This window comes from Burkholderia sp. LS-044 (assembly GCF_004803625.1).
Classification (GTDB): Bacteria; Pseudomonadota; Gammaproteobacteria; order Burkholderiales; family Burkholderiaceae; genus Burkholderia; species Burkholderia cepacia.
In genome coordinates, this window is the sequence record NZ_SSWO01000012.1 from 196,836 (window position 1) to 214,263 (window position 17,428).

At 63.1% G+C, this 17,428-nt stretch carries 15 protein-coding genes and 1 pseudogene; 7 read left to right on the forward strand and 9 right to left on the reverse strand.

Going from position 1 to position 17,428, the window contains the following annotated elements:
* Positions 1-9: 9 nt before the first annotated feature.
* The 4 genes from E9536_RS28005 to E9536_RS28020 form a co-directional block, all read right to left on the reverse strand.
* Entirely contained in the window at positions 10-156 is a 147-nt protein-coding gene (locus E9536_RS28005) for a hypothetical protein (protein ID WP_230958379.1), read from the reverse strand.
* Between the two features lie 96 nt (positions 157-252).
* On the reverse strand, positions 253-753 hold the full coding sequence (locus E9536_RS28010) for a BON domain-containing protein (RefSeq protein WP_247873518.1): 501 nt from the start codon (positions 751-753) through the stop codon (positions 253-255).
* Complete coding sequence (locus tag E9536_RS28015) at positions 737-1,675, reverse strand: LysR family transcriptional regulator (protein WP_048027848.1); 939 nt, start codon at positions 1,673-1,675, stop codon at positions 737-739. Before E9536_RS28015 ends, E9536_RS28010 begins: the two co-directional genes overlap by 17 nt.
* A 324-nt stretch (positions 1,676-1,999) precedes the next feature.
* A complete protein-coding gene (locus E9536_RS28020) occupies positions 2,000-4,765 on the reverse strand; it encodes a LuxR C-terminal-related transcriptional regulator (RefSeq protein ID WP_136471415.1) in 2,766 nt (921 codons plus the stop codon).
* Between the two features lie 339 nt (positions 4,766-5,104).
* On the opposite strand from E9536_RS28020, the gene E9536_RS28025 reads away from it, so the two are divergent.
* The gene (locus tag E9536_RS28025) at positions 5,105-5,524 is read left to right on the forward strand and encodes a nuclear transport factor 2 family protein (protein ID WP_059685771.1); all 420 of its coding nucleotides are present in this window, start codon (positions 5,105-5,107) and stop codon (positions 5,522-5,524) included.
* 77 nt (positions 5,525-5,601) lie between these two features.
* Here E9536_RS28025 and E9536_RS28030 read toward each other — a convergent pair whose 3' ends face one another.
* On the reverse strand, positions 5,602-7,269 hold the full coding sequence (locus tag E9536_RS28030; RefSeq protein ID WP_136471417.1) for a fatty acid--CoA ligase: 1,668 nt from the start codon (positions 7,267-7,269) through the stop codon (positions 5,602-5,604).
* A gap of 395 nt (positions 7,270-7,664) precedes the next feature.
* Here E9536_RS28030 and hchA point away from each other — a divergent pair, with 395 nt between their 5' ends.
* Positions 7,665-8,546, forward strand: a complete 882-nt coding sequence (hchA, locus tag E9536_RS28035) for a glyoxalase III HchA (protein WP_060358555.1) — start codon at positions 7,665-7,667, stop codon at positions 8,544-8,546.
* Positions 8,547-8,823: 277 nt separating this feature from the next.
* Here hchA and E9536_RS28040 read toward each other — a convergent pair whose 3' ends face one another.
* Positions 8,824-9,390 carry a TetR family transcriptional regulator gene (locus tag E9536_RS28040; RefSeq protein WP_027792270.1) on the reverse strand — a complete coding sequence of 189 codons (567 nt, stop codon included), beginning with the start codon at positions 9,388-9,390 and terminating at the stop codon, positions 8,824-8,826.
* A 157-nt stretch (positions 9,391-9,547) separates the two neighbouring features.
* Here E9536_RS28040 and E9536_RS28045 point away from each other — a divergent pair, with 157 nt between their 5' ends.
* From E9536_RS28045 to E9536_RS28070, 5 genes and pseudogenes are all read left to right on the forward strand, one after another.
* Positions 9,548-10,477, forward strand: coding sequence for an alpha/beta hydrolase (locus E9536_RS28045; RefSeq protein WP_136471419.1), 930 nt, complete (start codon positions 9,548-9,550; stop codon positions 10,475-10,477).
* An 11-nt stretch (positions 10,478-10,488) separates the two neighbouring features.
* Positions 10,489-11,868 carry an MATE family efflux transporter gene (locus tag E9536_RS28050; protein ID WP_136471421.1) on the forward strand — a complete coding sequence of 460 codons (1,380 nt, stop codon included), beginning with the start codon at positions 10,489-10,491 and terminating at the stop codon, positions 11,866-11,868.
* Between the two features lie 54 nt (positions 11,869-11,922).
* Complete coding sequence (locus E9536_RS28055) at positions 11,923-13,083, forward strand: thiolase family protein (RefSeq protein ID WP_060172753.1); 1,161 nt, start codon at positions 11,923-11,925, stop codon at positions 13,081-13,083.
* 296 nt (positions 13,084-13,379) lie between these two features.
* Entirely contained in the window at positions 13,380-13,805 is a 426-nt protein-coding gene (locus E9536_RS28065) for a hypothetical protein (protein WP_136471423.1), read from the forward strand.
* Positions 13,802-14,034, forward strand: a pseudogene (locus E9536_RS28070) (PAAR domain-containing protein); the annotation flags it as partial. The gene E9536_RS28065 and the pseudogene E9536_RS28070, both read left to right, overlap by 4 nt.
* Before the next feature lie 528 nt (positions 14,035-14,562).
* Here the strand turns inward: E9536_RS28070 and E9536_RS28075 are convergent.
* The 3 genes from E9536_RS28075 to E9536_RS28085 all read right to left on the reverse strand — a co-directional run bounded on the left by E9536_RS28075 (position 14,563) and on the right by E9536_RS28085 (position 17,338).
* On the reverse strand, positions 14,563-15,486 hold the full coding sequence (locus E9536_RS28075; RefSeq protein ID WP_060319095.1) for a LysR family transcriptional regulator: 924 nt from the start codon (positions 15,484-15,486) through the stop codon (positions 14,563-14,565).
* Positions 15,487-15,609: 123 nt separating this feature from the next.
* Entirely contained in the window at positions 15,610-16,167 is a 558-nt protein-coding gene (locus E9536_RS28080; RefSeq protein WP_060198252.1) for an ester cyclase, read from the reverse strand.
* A gap of 124 nt (positions 16,168-16,291) precedes the next feature.
* Positions 16,292-17,338, reverse strand: a complete 1,047-nt coding sequence (locus E9536_RS28085; protein WP_136471425.1) for a polysaccharide deacetylase family protein — start codon at positions 17,336-17,338, stop codon at positions 16,292-16,294.
* Between the last annotated feature and the right edge of the window lie 90 nt (positions 17,339-17,428).

The window sequence follows — 17,428 nt, forward strand, 5'->3', positions numbered from 1 at the left end:
GCCGCGCGCTCACCCGCGCAGCTCGCGCCGCAGGATCTTCCCCGTCATGGTCTTCGGCAGTTCGTCGATGATCTCGACGATGCGCGGATACTTGTACGCCGCCATCCGCTCCTTGCAGTAGGCGACCGGCTCGTCGGGCGAGACTTCGGCATGCACGCCGCGGGTCGAATGCAGCGCCCTGCATGGCGAAGACCCTCCGGATGCGAACATCCGGAGGATCCTGTATCGCTCAGCAATGCGGCATACGCCGCATCACTGCCCGCCTTCCATGCGCAACTGAAGCTTGCTGGTCACCGACGTGACGCCCGGCACCTGGCGAGCCGCTTCCACCGCGGCCTTGTCCTGCGACTCGTCGGTAATCAATCCCGCCAGCGTCACTTCACCCGTCTTTGCCTTGGCAAAGACGGTGACCTGTGCATTGCCGATCCCGTGCGCTTTCACGATCACCTGACGGACCTTCTTCGCAAATGCACGGTTTTCCAGGCGCTCGGCCTTCTTGGCCGATCGCGACGGGGCAGCCGTCTGCGTGGCCGTTTGCGTGTCGGGGGTGCCGGATTGCGCGTAGGACGTGACGGACGTCAATGCGACAAAGCCGGCGACAACGATCATAAGGCGTGACTTCATCATGCTCTCCTCAATTTGAACGAACGGGAAACTACGGGTGGGTGGGTACTCGAATCGGGCCCGGTATTGCGCCTGCGTCGCGCCGGCCACTGCCGGTTGCAGTGCGCAGGCCTTATGCGGCAATCGCATTCAATGCGCCTTCGTCGGCTTCCAGCGCCGGCGAAAGCGTCATGCGCAGATGCTCGAGAAATGTCCGTATCTTCGCGTCCATGAACTGCCGGGATACGTACATCGCGTAAACGTCGAGCATCGTCAGGCGGTAACCCGGCAACACCCTGACGAGTTTCCCGCTCCGCAGATCGTCAATGACGGAGTAAATCGCCAACGACCCGATGCCCATGCCGGCACGCAACGCGATCGCCAGCGCTTCCGGTGCATTCGCCTGGAACGGGGCCGAGAGAACGGAATGTGATTCCACCTCGCCGCGCGTGCCATGAAGCAACCATTCATCGTTCGAGTCGGCCGGCGTGTCGAGGCGCAAGCACGTATGGTCGGCAAGATCGGCCGGCTTCGACGGGGTGCCATGCCGGTCGAGATAGTCCTGCGACGCGACCAGCACGCTGTAGCACCTTCCGTAGGTATGCGCGATGTATCCCGAATCGGGAAGACTCGACGCCGCGACCACCGAAATGTCGTAGCCGTCTTCCACCAGGTTCGGCATCCTCTGCGAATAGGTGATGTCGACGGCCACCTCGGGAAAAGCCGCCTGATAGGTGACGACGGCCTCGGTGACATGGCTTTGCCCCAGGCCCGGCATCGTGTGCACGCGCAACCGCCCGTATGGCCGGACGAGTGCGTTTCTCGCCTCGGCATTCGCCTGGTCGACATCGCCGAGGATGGCCAGCAGGCGCTCGAAATAACGCCGCCCGCTGTCGGTCAGCGAAATCCTCCGGGTCGTTCGATTCAACAAGCGGGTCTGTGCATATTCCTCGAGGCCGGATACCGCCCGCGATACCTGTGCAATCGCCACATCGGTCTGTTTCGCCACTGCCGTAAAGCTGCCGGCCTGCACGACGCGCACAAACGTCCGCATGTTCTCAAGGATGTCCATTTCGACCCATCATCCAGTGCTGCATCCACGCGACACGCCAGCGAAGTGCGGCGATGCGTTCGGTGTCACCGATTGTCCGGCATTCCGCGCCGACACTTCAGCCCCCCGGTCGGGGGGCTGAAGTGTCGGTCGATCATGTGGAATGCTTGGCGTTTGCGTCAACGCGCTGATCGCGCAGACGCACCGGTCGCGAGCCGATATGACGACGTAACCTCATCCGCTCGAGCGTGGCGTGCTCTTCGTGACGAACGAACAGTCCGTACACCTATGGGTCGACGGTCGATGTCCGGATCGGTGGCTATATCGCCTGCGGGCGCAAGCCGTTCATTCGCCGCCTGGGCGCGTGCGGGACGCTTCGAGCGCCAACCCGCTGCGCACGGCCTGGATGCGCGACGTGACGTTGAGTTTTTCGAAGATGTTCTTCAGATGCCACTTGATCGTCTCCGGCGCGACGCGCAGCGCACGGGCGATTTCCTTGTTCGAGAGCCCGCGCGCAACGTAGTCGAGGATCTCGACTTCCCGAGCGCTCAGGTTGCCGGCCACGCCGGGCCGCCCGGCCGGTGTTGCGCCCGCGGCGCGCTGCGCGTCGAACGCGCGCATCAGTTCGCGCGGATACCACGCCCCGAGCGCCGGAAACCGGTCGAGCCGGTTCTGCACGCGCGCCAACATGCGCTCGACCGGCGGACCTTCGTCGACGAAGGTCCGCACGAGCCCGTTGCCCTGACCGTATTCGAGCGCGCGGGCGAGCATCGCGAGCGCCGTCTCCTCGTCGCCCGCCTGTTCGCACGCGAGCGCGCGCAACACGGCCGCCTGCGCCACCAGCCAGTCGAACCCGCGGGCGGCGAGCAACTCGTGCACGGTCGCCATGACCTGCGCAGCCTCGTCCGCGCGCGCATCGGCAAGCAGCAGGCGTGCACGTGCGGATTGCGCCATCTGCCATGTCTCGACCTGGCTCGACGTTTCTTCCGGCGGCGCCTCCGACACCAGCGACGCGAGCGCCCGCCCGACGCGATGCGCCTGCGTCGGCTTCCCGGCATGGAGGTGAAGCCGGACGCCGGTCGCCATGCATGCAACGCGCAGCCGCAGCCATTGCCGGCTGCATGCGATGTGATCGGCCTCGTCGAGCAGTTCGTGCGCGCGCGCTTCGTGCCCGGCCTGGAACTGCAGCAATGCGGCGGTCTGCACGAACCTGAGCAGCGGCCCCAGCGAACACGCCTGCATCGCGATGTCGAAGCGGTCGGCCTGCGCGTCGCGCACCTTTTGCCAGTCGTTCCATTCGTAGTAAATGGCCGACAGGTAACCGGACGACAGCGCCGTCGCCGCCGACAGGCGCCCCGCCGCCCGCTCCGCGGCACGCAACGCCGTTTCGAACGTCTTCGACGCGTCGTGCAAGCGGCCGGCGACGAACTCCGCGAGGCCGGACATGTTCTGGCGATACACGTTCGCAAACAGCGGTTCGTGGCCGGACGCCGCGCGCTCGGCCCGCGCCCGGAGGTCCAGCGCGTCGTCGAGGCGGCCCGCGTACCCGAGCCCGAAACTCAGCGCGGTCTGCCCGATCTGCTCGACCCACGAACCGGACGGCGGGCCGGCCGCGAGTACGCGCTCGCCCAGGTGCAGCGCCTCGATGCTGCGATCCGACAGCGCGACGATCAGCGAGCGGACGGCCAGCAACTCGGTCGCCGTGACGGCATCGGTGTCGAGCCGCCCCGCGTCGATGTCGGCTTCGAGCGCATCGAGTGCGTGCCGCGCGTCGATGATCTGCATCGCCAGTGCCAGCGCCCATGCATGCGCGATCCGCAGCCGCAACCGGCCTGCCAGCGCCTGCCCGGGCAGGCGCGACACCCAGTCGAGCACGGTGCGCACGTCGCTCGACGCGATCAGCTTCATCGCGCATGCCTCGACCCAGGCGGCGGCTGCGTCGAAATCGCCCGCTGCCAGCGCGTGCCGGACGGCGTCCGGCCACTGCCGCTCCGCCGCATACCACTCGCTCGCACGGCGATTGAGCGTCGCCACCGCATCGGGCTCGCGCAGCGCCAGTTCCTCGCGCAGGTACTGCAGAAACAACGCGTGATAGCGATAACGCTGGCGGTCGCCGTCGATCGACCGGATGAAGAGGTTATGCCCGACCAGCCATTCGAGGCAGCCGAGCGCATCGTCCCGGCCGGTCAGCGCATCGCACAGCGCCGGCGTCATCCGGTCCAGCACGGCCGTGTGCAGCAGGAAGCGCCGGATCGCGTCCGGCACCTGCGTCATCACGTTCTCGTTCAGGTACGCGGCGATGCCGGCCCGGGCATGGCTGACCTGTTCGGCCACGCGCGCCGCATCGTTGTCGTCGTTCAATGCAAGCGCCGCGAGTTGCAGGCCCGACACCCAGCCCTCGGTGGCCGCGCGCAGGCGCTCCACGTTTGCCGCGTTGAGCGGCTTGCCGGCGATCAGCTCGAAGAACGAGCGCGTTTCGGCATCGTCGAAACGCAAGTCGTTCTCGTCGATTCTCACGAGCTGGTCGCGCGAATCGAAGTAGCTGAGCGGCAGCGCCGGTGCCGAACGGCACGACAGCACGACGTGAAGGTTCGACGGCGCGTAGCGCAGCAGACCGAACATCGCGTCGTGGATGACCGGCGACACGAGGCGATCGAAGTCGTCGAGCATCAGGAACAGTTCGACACCCGAACTTTCCAGCTCGTTGAGCAGTTCGTCGAACACGACCTTCAGCGGAATCAGTGCGCGGTCGCGCAGCATCTGCCGGGCATGCGCGCCGACCCCGCCCGTCGCGTCGACGATTGCCGCGACGACGTAGGACGAAAAGATCGACGCGTTGTCGTCGTCCTGGTCGAGGCTCACCCACGCGACCTTCCTGCCCGATTCGACCAGCGTGTTGCGCCATTCCGCCAGCAGCGTCGTCTTGCCGTACCCGGCAGGTGCGCAGACGAGCGTCAAACGGCGATCGAGGCCGCGGCGCAGCCGCCCGAGCCGCGTGATGCGCGACACGATCCCGCTGGCCGACGGCGGCGCGAGCTTGGTGCGCACGAGCACTTCGATCGTGTCGGCGTCCGCCGGGCTGGTTGATCGTCTGTTGTCCCTCGGCGTCATGCTGTTCACGTTCTCCTCGCGCACTGCGCGTATCCGCCGGCCCAGAAAAAGCACCGCCGGCCGCCCGGCCGGATGCCCGGCCACGGCCCGCGGCGCTCCGCAACAGCATAGCGAGTCGGCGCCGGCCGTCAAAAGTAGGTGATGTCCGTACCGCTTCGCCCGCTCGCGGCGCCGCGTCGCGGTCGGCTCCAAAGGACCCGCATTGTTCTTGAACGGGCGCACGATGTTCAGCCCCCCATTCGGGGGGTACCTCGCACGACAATGTCGTTTCATTCTGGCAACTCGGCATCGCGGGTGACCCGCGCCGCCACCGACGCTGCGCTTTCCCCAGGAGCCGCCATGAACAGTCGCGACGCCGTCGCCGCGTTTTTTGACCGGTATCGCCGGCACGACATCGAAGGGATGCTCACGCTGTTCGCGCCGGATGCCACCCTCGACTACGTGCCGATCGGCGTGACCGGCCGGGCGGACGTGCAGGGCAAGGCCATCTGGGCGGCGCTGCTGGACGCATTTCCGGACCTGCACAACGAGGTCGACGCCATTCATGCGGACGACGCCGGCCGTCACGCCACCGCCGAAGTCACGATCGGCGGCACGCAGGTGCGCGAATTCGCCGGCATCCAGAACCGCGGACGCACGTTCTCCCTCCGGCATGCGTTCGTGTTCGAATTCGATACCGACGGCCGGATCGAGCGGCTCGCCGCCTACTGGGACAACGTCCGGCTCTTCGAGGATCTCGGCAAGACGACCCTCGGGTGACGTCCTCCGGAGGATTCCGTCGTGCCGACCCGGCGCCGCACCGCAATTGCGAGCGGCGCCCGGCGGCCACGCCGCACTCAGTCGGGCTCGTAGCGCTCGCGCAGCGCGCGCTTGTTGATCTTCCCGACGCTCGTCTTCTCGATCGCGTCGACGATCAGCAGGCGCTCCGGCACCGCATAGCGCGAGATCAGTCCGCGGTCGGCCACCTGCTTCACATGCGCCTGCAACTCCGCCGGCCCGACGCGGCCCACATGCTCGTCAGCCAGCACGACGAGCGCGAGCGGACGCTCGCCCCACCGCGCGTCCTTCACGCCGATCACGGCCGATTCCCGGACGGCCGGATGGCGCGACAGGATGTCCTCGAGCTCGAGCGACGACACCCATTCGCCGCCCGTCTTGATCACGTCCTTGATCCGGTCCGTGATCTGCAGCCGACCGTCCTTGTCGATCACGCCGATGTCGTTCGTATGAAGATATCCGCCGGCCCACAGCGCGGCCGATGCCGCCCCGTCGCCGAGATAACCCTGCGTCGCCCACGGCATCCGCACGACGATTTCGCCCGCCGACCGGCCGTCGTGCGGCACGTCGCGAAATTGGGCGTCGACAATGCGCAGGTCGACGAGCGGCAGCGGCAAGCCTGCCTTCGTCCGGCGCGCGATATCGTCGTCGTCCGTCGTGCAGCCTGCCCCGAGCGGCGGATCCACCTGCGCGATCGTCATCAGCGGGCAGGTTTCGGACATGCCGTAACCCGTGTACACCTCGATGCCGCGCGCGAGTGCCGCCCGCGCCAGCCCCTCGGGCAGCGGCGAGCCGCCCACGATCACCTTCCACGACGACAGGTCGATCCCGGCCAGCGCCGGGCTGTCGAGGATCATCGCAAGCAGCGTCGGCACGCAGTGCAAGAACGTCACCGATTCGCGCGCGATCAATGCGAGCAATCCGTCCGGCGAATAGCGCCCCGGATAAACCTGCTTGAGGCCGAGCGCGGTCGCGATATACGGAATGCCCCACGCGTGCACGTGGAACATCGGCGTGATCGGCATGTAGACGTCGTCACGATGGATGCGGCCGCGATCGCGCGCGCTCGACAGCGCCGCCATGCCGGCCAACGTGTGCAGCACGAGCTGGCGATGGGTGAACGCCACGGCTTTCGGCAGCCCCGTGGTACCGGTCGTGTAGAACGTCGTCGCGCGGGTCTGTTCGTCGAAATCGGGGAACACGAAATCCGGCGGGCTGGCGCCGACCCAATGCTCGTACTCGTCGACGAACCCGTCCGGAAGGTCGATCTCGGCTCCGTCGCCGATCAGCACGAACCGTCTCACCGTTTCGAGCCGGTCGCGAATGCCGGCGAGCATCGGCAGAAAGTCGCGATGCACCAGTGCAACCTGCGCCCCCGAATGATTGAGGCTGTACAGGAGCTGATCGGGAGACAGCCGAACGTTGGCGGTCATCAGCACCGCCCCCATCATCGGAATCGCGAAATAGCACTCGAGATAACGATGGCTGTCCCAGTCCATCACCGCGACCGTATCTCCGGCCCCGACGCCGATCGACGACAACCCGCTGGCGAGTTGACCGAGACGATGGCGGAAGGTCCAGTAGTCGTGGCGCACCTGGTCGCCGTAAACGATTTCCTGTTCCGGCCGCGTCGCCAGCGGGGTGTGAAGCAATTGCTTGACCAGCAGCGGATACGTGGACGCGGACGGCAATGGCTCATCCCGGGAGCCGGAATGCGAAGGGTTCATGAGAGTCTCCGTGAGCGGCGACGTGGCCCGATTCAAGGTTTCTGGCGGCCATGCAGGCCGTCGCCAACGCCGGTTTGCGTCGGCCAGGGTGACAGTCAAGATACCGTACCGGCATGCGCCGGACACCCCCACGTTTGGGGGGACAAGCCGTCCTGGCGGATCGGCCATGCCGCGATCGATCGCGCGGGCGGCAACCCACCTGATCGGGGGGGCAATTAATCCCGGCCGCGTTGTAAGATTTCCGGGCATGCTCGCGCGGCCTGGCGAAATCGCCGTCTTCGCCTCGAAGTGCAAAGGAGACCTACCGAGCAGACTCGAAGGCCTCCGTCGGCTGAGCACGGCCAATCGTCGACGCCAGACCGATTCCTGAACCCAGTCCAGTGAAAGGAGCAGTTATGACCACCGAGCCGCAGCAAACGGACAAGATCCCCTCGCCCGATCCGGCCGAGAACAATGCGTACTTTCCGTCGCCGTATTCGTTGTCGCAATACACGTCTTCAAAGACCGACTTCGACGGCGCGCATTACCCGAACCCGTACAAGGGCGGCAAGTGGAAGGTCCTGATGATCGCCACGGACGAACGCTACGTCCTGATGACGAACGGCAAGATGTTCTCGACCGGCAATCATCCGGTCGAGATGCTGCTGCCGATGCATCACATGGATCAGGCCGGCTTTGAAATCGATATCGCGACGCTTTCGGGCAATCCCGCCAAGCTGGAGCTGTGGGCCATGCCCGGCGACGACGAGGCCGTGCAGTCCACGTACCGGAAATATCTGCCGAAACTCAAGACGCCGCTCAAATTGTCCGACGTGCTCGAGAAGGATCTCGGCGCCGATTCGCCGTACATCGCGGTGTTCATTCCCGGCGGCCACGGCGTGCTCGCCGGGATTCCGCACAGCAAGGAAGTGAAGCGAACCCTCAAGTGGGCGCTCGACAACGACCGGCACATCATCACGCTGTGTCACGGCCCGGCGTGCCTGCTGTCGGCGGCCGTCGACGAGGATCCGCAAAACTATCCGTTCAAGGACTACGAGGTTTGCGTGTTCCCGGATGCCCTCGACAAGGGGCCGAATCTCGATATCGGGTACATGCCGGGCCCGCTGCCGTGGCTCGTCGCCGAAAGCCTCGAAAAACTCGGTGCCAAGGTGTTGAACAAGGACATGACGGGCCGGTGCCATCAGGACCGGAAACTGATCACGGGCGATAGCCCGCTTGCGTCCAACAACATCGGCAAACTGGCCGCTGCGGCACTGCTGAAGGAAGTCGGGAACTGACGACCGGCGTGCATCGCGCAATTGCACTGGTGCTACGCATCACCGGTGCAATTGCTGTCGTCATCGGCGCCGGCAACAGGCAACTGTTTCCCCCGGGACGGGTGCGCTACGCGTTCGATCCGTTGGCAAAGCCTTCGTCGAGCATGGGTGCGCTTCAATGTCGACTAAACCGCAATCCCCGATTTGATTGGCTTCGTTTGATGCGTGTGCTCACGCAGCATCAGGATCATTCGAGAATACCGAGGATGCCAAATCATCGAGGAAAGCCATTCCCGCGTTATCTGCACAGCGCGTCCCGAGCAGCCTCGAGTATTTCTTCCGACAGCGCCTCGTTATCCACCACGCGCGACATCATCAGCGCACCGATCATGGCTGACGCGGCCGCCAGCGACTTGCCACGCTTGCTTGCTTCCGTGCCGCCCAACTGTGCCTCGATGAGACCCACGAGACGGAGAAACCCGTCCGTCGCGACTTGCCGTGTGCGCGAATCGGCTCTCGCCATATCTCCACCCAGCGCCGCAAACGGGCAGCCTATCGACATATTGTCGCGATGCGCGACCGACAGGTAACGCTCCGCAATCTCCCGGCGCGCCTCACGAGGCGGTTTCCCCTGCACGAACGACTCGAGCGTTCCGTACAGCGTCGCGCTGGCGACATCGCATGCTTCCGCCACGAGATGGTCCTTCGACTCGAAGTGCCGATAGAACCCGCCTGGGGTCAAGCCGGCAGCCGACATGATGTCGGCAATCCCCGCACCAACCACCCCCTTCTCGCGAAACTCCCTTGCGGCGGTTTCCACGATCCGCTTGCGGGTCTCGCTTGCCTCTTCCCTCGACTTTCTCATATCGATCTTGCGCCTGAGCGCTCCGTGTAAAACTTCCCGTTGACACTTAGAGTGTATTCATACTCTAATTGGATGTCGACCATACTCTTATTTACCCAAGGGGGCGGAAGTGGGACAGGACTGGAAACATGGATACGTCCATACCAACGGCATTCGCATGCACTATGTGGAGCAGGGATCCGGGCCGCTGATCCTGCTCTGTCACGGGTGGCCTGAATCGTGGTTTTCGTGGCGCCATCAGATCGCGCCATTGGCGCGGGCCGGGTACAGGGTTGTCGCAATGGATCAGCGAGGCTACGCCGACACCGATGCACCGCAAGCAATCGACGCATACAACGTCCTGAATCTCGTTGCGGACCTGGTCGGCCTAGTTCATGCGTTGGGGGAAGAACACGCGATTCTCGTCGGGCACGATTGGGGATCCATGGTCGCAGCGTCCGCCGCGCTGCTTCGTCCCGACATGTTCCGCAAACTGGCTTTGCTGAGCGTGCCGTACCTGCCGCGCCAGACACTGCGGCCGGCCGTCCGCTTTCAATTGCTCACGCAGGAGCAGCATTTCTATCAACAGTATTTTCAGGAACCGGGGCGGATCGAGCGCGAGCTCGAAGCCGACGTTCGCCGCGCTTTGCTGGGCATTCTGTATTCGGCCTCGGGGCAGGCTCGCTCGAGTGAAAAACACCGCCATTCCAGCTTCGTCCGTTTCGACAAGGCCAGTCGTCTTGTCGACAGTCTCGTGTTCCCCGACGAGCAACCCGCGTGGCTGACGACGGAGGAACTCGACTACTTCACGGCTCAGTTCAAGGTGTCGGGTTTCCGGGGCGGCATCAACTGGTATCGGAACTTCGATCGGAACTGGGAGCTGACGCCGTTCCTGGAAGGCGCGCGCATCTTCCAGCCCACGGTCTTCATCGCCGGTGAACTGGATGGCGTGCTGAAGATGGCGAAGGATGAATACGAGACGCTCGAACGTAACGTGCCCAACCTGAAGGGGAAGCACCTGATTGCCGGAATCGGTCATTACGCGCAGCAAGAAGCGCCTGACGCGGTCAATCAGCTGCTGCTGTCGTTCCTGTCCGACCGGGGATAGGGACGAAGCATATGGATCAGACTTCAAACAAACCCGATGCCGGCGCGCTACGTCGCGCTCGCATTCTGGGCGGCCCCCTGTTTCGAACGCTGCTGTCGCTCGGGGTGACCACCATGGCCGTATTGATCGCCCAGACATTCGTCGGCGTGCTGGAGACGTGGTACGTGAGCTTTCTCGGTACCGATTCGTTGGTCGGCGTGTCGCTTGTCTTCCCGATCTCGATGTTGATGACGATGATGTCCAACGGCGGCATTGGAGGTGGCGTTGCGTCCGCCGTGGCTCGAGCAATTGGCGGCGGCAAACGGCGCGATGCCGATGCGCTCGTCCTGCATGCGGTTGTCGTGGCCGTGGCACTCGGCTGCCTTTTCACGATATTGGCGTGGTGCTACGGTCCCGAGTTGTATGCCGCACTCGGCGGCCGGGGGCCGGGACTCGCCGCGGCGGTGACCTATTCGAACTACGTATTCGCCGGCGCCATACCGGTCTGGATCGTCAACTTGCTGTGCGCAGCCCTGCGAGGTAGCGGGAACGTCAAGATTCCCGCGATCACGACCTTCGCCGGTGCACTGGTGCTGATTCCGCTTTCGCCTTTGCTGATTTTCGGCATGGGTCCCGTACCCGGCCTGGGCATTGCCGGTGCGGGTATTGCCGTCTCCCTCTATTACAGCATCGCCGCCGTCGCGCTCCTGTTCTACATGGCCAGGGGGCGCGCCGGATTGGTCCTGACGCGCGCGCCGCTGAATCTGCGTTTCTTTTCGGACATTCTTCGGGTTGGTGCGCTCTCGTCGATAGGCGCACTGCAACTGAATCTGATGGTCGTATTGCTGACCGCGGTGGTCGGGCGTTTTGGCCAGGCTGCGCTGGCCGGCTACGGCATCGCTTCACGACTCGACTACGTCTTGATACCGCTGCTGTTCGGTCTAGGTACCGCCGTGCTGACCGTCGTCGGGACATGCATGGGAGCCGGCGACATCGCGCGGGCCAGACGAGCTACATGGCTTGGCATTGCGATGGGAGCCGGTTTCACGCAGATCATCGGATTGGTCGTCGCCATCCATCCCCCCGTCTGGCTGGGCCTGTTCACGCATGACACGGCCACGACACACTTCGGGAGCCTCTATTTGAGGACCATCGCGCCACTCTACGGTCTGGTCGGCGTGTCTTTCATCCTCTCGTTTGCGGCCCAGGGTATCGGCCGTCCTTTCTGGACAATCCTGGGTGGAACGGCTCGCTTGATCATTACGGCCGGTGGTGGATGGCTGGCCGTCAATCAACTGGGGGGCGGCATGGGCACGCTGTCCGCCTTCGTCGCGGCGGGGACGATCGGTTCAGCGCTGGTATGCGCGGCCACGATGGTGCCCAAACGTATCTGGACTCGGGTCGAGGTGTGACGGATCGCGCAACGACCCGCCGTTATCGATCGGCTATATCTGGAGAATGGTGAAATGAATCGTACCGTCATCGCTGGTTATGTGCGCACGCCTTTCGCATTTGCACGCAAGGGACCCTTTCACGCAACGCGGCCGGATGATCTCGCCGCCGTCGCACTTGCCGAACTGGTCCGACGCAGCGGAATCGATCCGCACCTGATCGAGGATGTACTGATGGGGTGCGCCTATCCCGAGGGCGCTCAGGGCGACAACGTCGCACGTATCGCATCGCTGCTCGCGGGACTGCCCGTTCAAATCGGTGCCGCGACGGTCAATCGCTTTTGCGGCTCGTCGATGTATGCCATCCACATGGCGGCCGGACAGATAGCCATCGGTGCCGGCGAAGCGTTCATCGCGGCCGGTGTCGAAAGCATGACGATGGTGCCGCAAGGCGGCTTGTCGGCGTCTCCTAATCCGCGTTTCGCGTCGAGAGAACATCCCGATGCAGACGTTCCGACCCAGGCGTACACGCCAATGGGCATCACTGCCGAAAACGTGGCGGCACGCTGGGCTATTTCGCGTGAGCAACAAGACGCGTTCGCCGTCGAGTCTCAGCGCAAGGCTTCGCGTGCGCAAGCCGAAGGTCGTCTGGACGATGAGCTCGTGCCGGTTATCACGCCCGACGGCACCGTGGTCGATCGCGATCTTTGTCTGCGTCCGCAGACTTCGCTCGAAGGGCTCGCTGCGCTGAAACCTGCGTTCGGGGAAGGCGGTACCGTCACGGCGGGTACCGCCTCGCCTTTGACGGATGGTGCCGTTGCCGTACTCGTCACGTCGGAAGCATTCGCGCGACAGCATGGGCTCGACATGCTCGCCCGCGTACGGTCGACTGCAATTGCGGGCCTTGAACCCGAAATCATGGGGATGGGGCCGGTACACGCGACCCGCAAGGCACTTGCGCGTGCCGGCTTGCGCATCGAGGACATGGATGTGATCGAAATCAACGAAGCCTTTGCCTCGCAAGCGATCGCATGCATGCGCGAGCTCGGCATCCATCCCGATCGAACCAATATCGACGGCGGAGCAATCGCGCTTGGCCATCCGCTCGGCGCAACAGGCGCACGGATCACGGCCAAGGCGGCGACGCTACTGCGCCGTGTCAATGGTCGTTACGCGCTTGCCACGCAGTGTATCGGTGGCGGACAAGGGATCGCGACTGTTCTCGAAGCGTTGTAGTCAGTGCACGGAGGCTCGGCCCGGCCGAAGAAGTCATTGGGAAGGTGGAAACCGCGACCTGAGTAACCGTGTTGAATGTCGACCTGTGCACGGTTGATTTTGAGCATTCAGATGGTGACGGACGATGGCGTTGAGATGGATGATGAGCTCGCGCATACAGGCAGTCAAGGCCACATTCTTGCTCCATTTGGATTTACGAGAGGCCTTGATGGTCACTACGCGACAGACTCAATTTACAGCAAGAAGCTAATTGGTAGGATAATCGAGCCGCACAACCTAACCCTATGCGATCTAAAGTGAAGCTTGATATGACCGTTAATTGGATTGTCAAGAGATCGACCTTGATTGGTGTGGCAATATTTGCTCTTGCTGGGCATTGTCCTCTTGCGCTTTCGGCCGTCGACTGTGAAAAACTGAACGCCAGTACCTCCCAGGAAGGTGATTTTATAACGGGTGATAGAGCTGGTAGGGTGATAGTCGGACATGGGCGGCTCCAGTTCTATTCTGCTCCGGATTATTCATGCAAAATGCAAGGAGTCTATATTTTGCCGAGCGAGCAGGTTGATGCATATTCCAACTACAATGGGTTCACTCGGGTAATATATTTGGGCGCCAAGAAGGGCGAGCCAACGATAGGATGGGTGAGGAAAAACCGGCTAAGGGCGAATGGCGTTGGAATAGCTCCGCCTCAGCCAGTTATTAAGCCGGAAGATGCTGAATGAAGAATCTTATCCGTGTGAGTGACGGTGCTGGCCACGGCGGCAAAGTCGAAACTGGCTCAACGACAATGCGCTTCGACGGCCGCTATGTCGCTCGCAAGGGTGATCACGTGTCGTGTCCTCACCCAATGTCATCGAGGAAGGCGATTCTTCGTTGACGGATGGCGGTATCCCGATTGCCAGGCACGGGCATCGGGCGACATGTGGGTGCCACCTCGTCTCAAGCCTTATCTGCGTTCCTGGCGCACTTGCGGCGATCCCACCCGCGACGCGTGCGCCCTACAGCGATCACCATGATCAGCATGTCGCGAGAGTCAGCGCGGGTCAACTGACGGGACGACGGCATGGGGGTGACATTTCATCCCACGGCTTGACGGTCCACTTGTCGCGTACGCGACACATACCACTCGTCCAGCCGTCACGAAGGCTCAGGCTAACAGCCTGCCGGAAGAGTTAACCGAAGCCACGCCTCTTTTTTGAAACCGTCTCCAAGCCGGATTCGAACTGGCCGGCGACTGCGGCGGACAATCCGTTCGGTTCAAACCGCGTTGCCCGCCGAACAGCTCGCAAGCATCCACATGAAACGCCGGTCGGCCCGAACGACAAGCAACAACCGATTGCCTACATACCTTACGTTCTGACGCCTGCCGCACCTGACTCCACGTAGGTCTCGGCGATCCAGTCCGCGATATAGTCGCGAACGTTTGCAACGTTATCTGCGCGGATACAGGTCAAACCGATAGCCGCCGATAAAGGCGAGCTATCGCAGAAACGGCGCCAACGCTTCTGAAGCTTCGGAGAACTGCTTTTCGAGGAAGTCGAGCAATGTGCGCACGCGCGGTGCCATATAAAGCGTGCGTTGAAAGAGTGCGTTCACTGGCACGTCCGGGCAACGCCACTCCGGCAGGAGCAGCTTCAGCCGCCCGGCCTGCAGATCTGCGCCGATGTCCCAGATCGACTTCATGGCCACGCCGCGACCCTCTATCGCCCATTCGCGGGCAAGCGAACCGTCGTTCGTTTGACGTGAACTGTCGAGCGGTGCCGTGAACAATGCTGTCTCGCCATCGCGCGCGAAACGCCAGTTGTTCGCCGCGCCCGCTGCCGAAGAAAGTACGATGAACCGATGTTCGCGCAAATCGTCGGGATGGTTCGGCATACCGTGCGCGGCAATGTAGTCGGGCGACGCACATAGTGCACGGCGATTGTCGGCCATGCGCTTGGCGACCATCGAACTGTCGGCCGGCACGCCGAAGCGGATCGCGAGATCGATGTCGTCCTGCAGCAAATGTGACAGCGAGTCGGACAGGACGAGCGTCAGCGTGACGTTCGGGTGGCGTTCGTTGAATTCGTCGAGCCATCGACGTAGCACGGTGCGTCCGAAATCGGAGGTAGCCGACACGCGCAACGCCCCACTCACCGACGCCCGTCCGGCCTGCAATGCAGCGCGCGCATCTTCCAGGGTTTGCAGCGCATGCTGGCAATGTACGAGGTACAGGCGACCTTCGTCGGTGAGGCGCAGCTTGCGGGTCGACCGCTCGAACAGCTGAGTATGGAGTTCTCCCTCGAGCTTCACGAGCCGGGCGCTCGCCGCGGCGGGAGAGAGGCCGAGCTTTCTGCCGGCAGCCGAAAGACTGCCTTGGCTTGCCGTTTCAACGAAGAGGCGAATATCACCGAGATTGTCCATGATCGCGTCACGCGAAAATAATGATGGGTTGTGCCGCGCGATGCCCCGCGCGGGCCCCGGCATGGTAACGCGATGCAGATCGAATCAGGAAAGGCCGACCGGCGGGATCGGCCTCATGCCCGTTTACCTGGCGACCACGCCGAGTTGCTGGAGGAACGTCAGATTGTCCTCGAGATGCCAGTTGTCGGTGATCTTGCCGTCGCGAACGCGATAGATGTCCGTCGCGATGAAGTCGACCGCCTGCCCCTTTCCCTGCACGCCGTTGAAGCTGCCCGTGAAGTGACCGGTGAAGTGCAGATGGGTGATGACGCGGTCGCCTGCGACGATCATCTGTTCAACGTCGGCGTGAACGTCCGGCACGGCGCCATGGAAACCCTTCGATGCCGCGAGTGGCCCCGCGATGCCCTGCGGCCGGCCGGCGGGCAACGTGCGGTCGGTGAAATCGGCCGCCAGCGCCTCGCGGGCCTGGGCCTCGTCACCCGTGCTCCAGAAGGTATCGTAAAGGCGTGCCGCACGGATCTGTTGCTCGGCCTGATGCTTCGACAGACTCTTGTCGACAATCAGCGTTTTCGGTTGCACGAGATTGTCGTCGGTGGCGGAAACGGCCGGCAATGCGGCAGCAGCTGTGGCGGCGGCCAACGCGATGCGGGAAACGACGGAAACGACGGTGCTGGTTTTCATGTCAGGCTCTTTTGCGGTGTGCTCGAAAAAAATGAAATGAATCCGGAAATGATGCAGCTTTGAATGTTCAGGCGGGAATACGTACTGCGCGATCGCATCAGTGCGAAGCCGCTCGGGCAATACCCTAGATCGTCTCGCTTTCGCGTACCGTAATCGGGCTTTTCAGTACGAACCGTGCAATGTCGTCCTTGCGCATGAACGCAACGCCGAGATGGCTCTTCGCATAACGCAGAAACGCGTCCCATGCACGTGTCATCTGCGGCGTTCCGCTGATACGGTCATGCGCGCTGATCGACATCATGCGTCGACGCGATCCAGCCTCTTCGTACAGCTGATCGAAATCGAACTTGATCTGTTCGAGGAATTTTTCCGGAGAGTAATTCCGGCCCTCGACCAACAGGATGTCGTTATTGCGCAGTGTGTACGGAACCACAACGAAATCCTTGCCGTTGACCTTTTCAATGAACGGCTCATCACGGCTCGTATCGTCGATGTGATACACGTAGCCGAGCTCCTGCAGCAACGACAGTGTGTTCGGGCCGCGTCGCAGCCAGTTCGCGTTATAGCCGATCGGGCGTTGACCAGTCACCTCTTCCACCATCGATCGCGCCTGGATCAGGAACTCGCGTTCCTGTGGCCGCGACATCGCGTACTGCGAGTTCCACGTCGGCCCGTGGCCCGACGCTTCATGGCCACGCGCCACGATCTCCCGAGCAATCTCCGGATGCCGCTTCGCTGCCTCGCCGATCATATGAGCCGTCACCTTCACGTCGTGGCGATCCCAGAGATCCAGCATCCGGGGAATCCCTTCGCGGTATCCATACGCAAACCACGCTTCGGCGGCCAGATCGGCGGGGACACTCGCCGGGAAATCGACCTTCGGGAACGGATTGTCGGCCCCCTTCGGGGGCTGCCCGCCCGCCTCGAACTGCATCGAGATTGAAATGACCAGCCGCGCGCCGTCAGGCCAGAATTCTCCCCGCCCGGGCGCAGCGACCGCGTTCGATTGGGAATGACTCGTTTGCGCGCCGACCTGTGCCGTTTGAAGCATCGCACCGACGGCGAAAGCACCCGCGCCGACACCGGCTTTGGTCAGGAAGGAACGGCGCGTCGGCTGATCCGGCGCCCGATTGACTGAATCACGATCCGTTTGATCGACCTGAATTGCCATAGATAAGCTCCACATGACGCACAAGCGCGTCTATGTCACCGCGTTGCGGTGCATGATGACGAATGAACAGAAATTGAATGTCGCGCCAAA

What these genes read in the sequence shown, in the direction of transcription:
- E9536_RS28010 (WP_247873518.1), bottom strand. Translation starts at nt 753, where the DNA reads ATGCGATTGCCGCATAAGGCCTGCGCACTGCAACCGGCAGTGGCCGGC.
- E9536_RS28015 (WP_048027848.1), bottom strand. Translation starts at nt 1,675, where the DNA reads ATGGACATCCTTGAGAACATGCGGACGTTTGTGCGCGTCGTGCAGGCC.
- E9536_RS28020 (WP_136471415.1), bottom strand. Translation starts at nt 4,765, where the DNA reads ATGACGCCGAGGGACAACAGACGATCAACCAGCCCGGCGGACGCCGAC.
- E9536_RS28025 (WP_059685771.1), top strand. Translation starts at nt 5,105, where the DNA reads ATGAACAGTCGCGACGCCGTCGCCGCGTTTTTTGACCGGTATCGCCGG.
- E9536_RS28030 (WP_136471417.1), bottom strand. Translation starts at nt 7,269, where the DNA reads ATGAACCCTTCGCATTCCGGCTCCCGGGATGAGCCATTGCCGTCCGCG.
- hchA (WP_060358555.1), top strand. Translation starts at nt 7,665, where the DNA reads ATGACCACCGAGCCGCAGCAAACGGACAAGATCCCCTCGCCCGATCCG.
- E9536_RS28040 (WP_027792270.1), bottom strand. Translation starts at nt 9,390, where the DNA reads ATGAGAAAGTCGAGGGAAGAGGCAAGCGAGACCCGCAAGCGGATCGTG.
- E9536_RS28045 (WP_136471419.1), top strand. Translation starts at nt 9,548, where the DNA reads ATGCACTATGTGGAGCAGGGATCCGGGCCGCTGATCCTGCTCTGTCAC.
- E9536_RS28050 (WP_136471421.1), top strand. Translation starts at nt 10,489, where the DNA reads ATGGATCAGACTTCAAACAAACCCGATGCCGGCGCGCTACGTCGCGCT.
- E9536_RS28055 (WP_060172753.1), top strand. Translation starts at nt 11,923, where the DNA reads ATGAATCGTACCGTCATCGCTGGTTATGTGCGCACGCCTTTCGCATTT.
- E9536_RS28075 (WP_060319095.1), bottom strand. Translation starts at nt 15,486, where the DNA reads ATGGACAATCTCGGTGATATTCGCCTCTTCGTTGAAACGGCAAGCCAA.
- E9536_RS28080 (WP_060198252.1), bottom strand. Translation starts at nt 16,167, where the DNA reads ATGAAAACCAGCACCGTCGTTTCCGTCGTTTCCCGCATCGCGTTGGCC.
- E9536_RS28085 (WP_136471425.1), bottom strand. Translation starts at nt 17,338, where the DNA reads ATGGCAATTCAGGTCGATCAAACGGATCGTGATTCAGTCAATCGGGCG.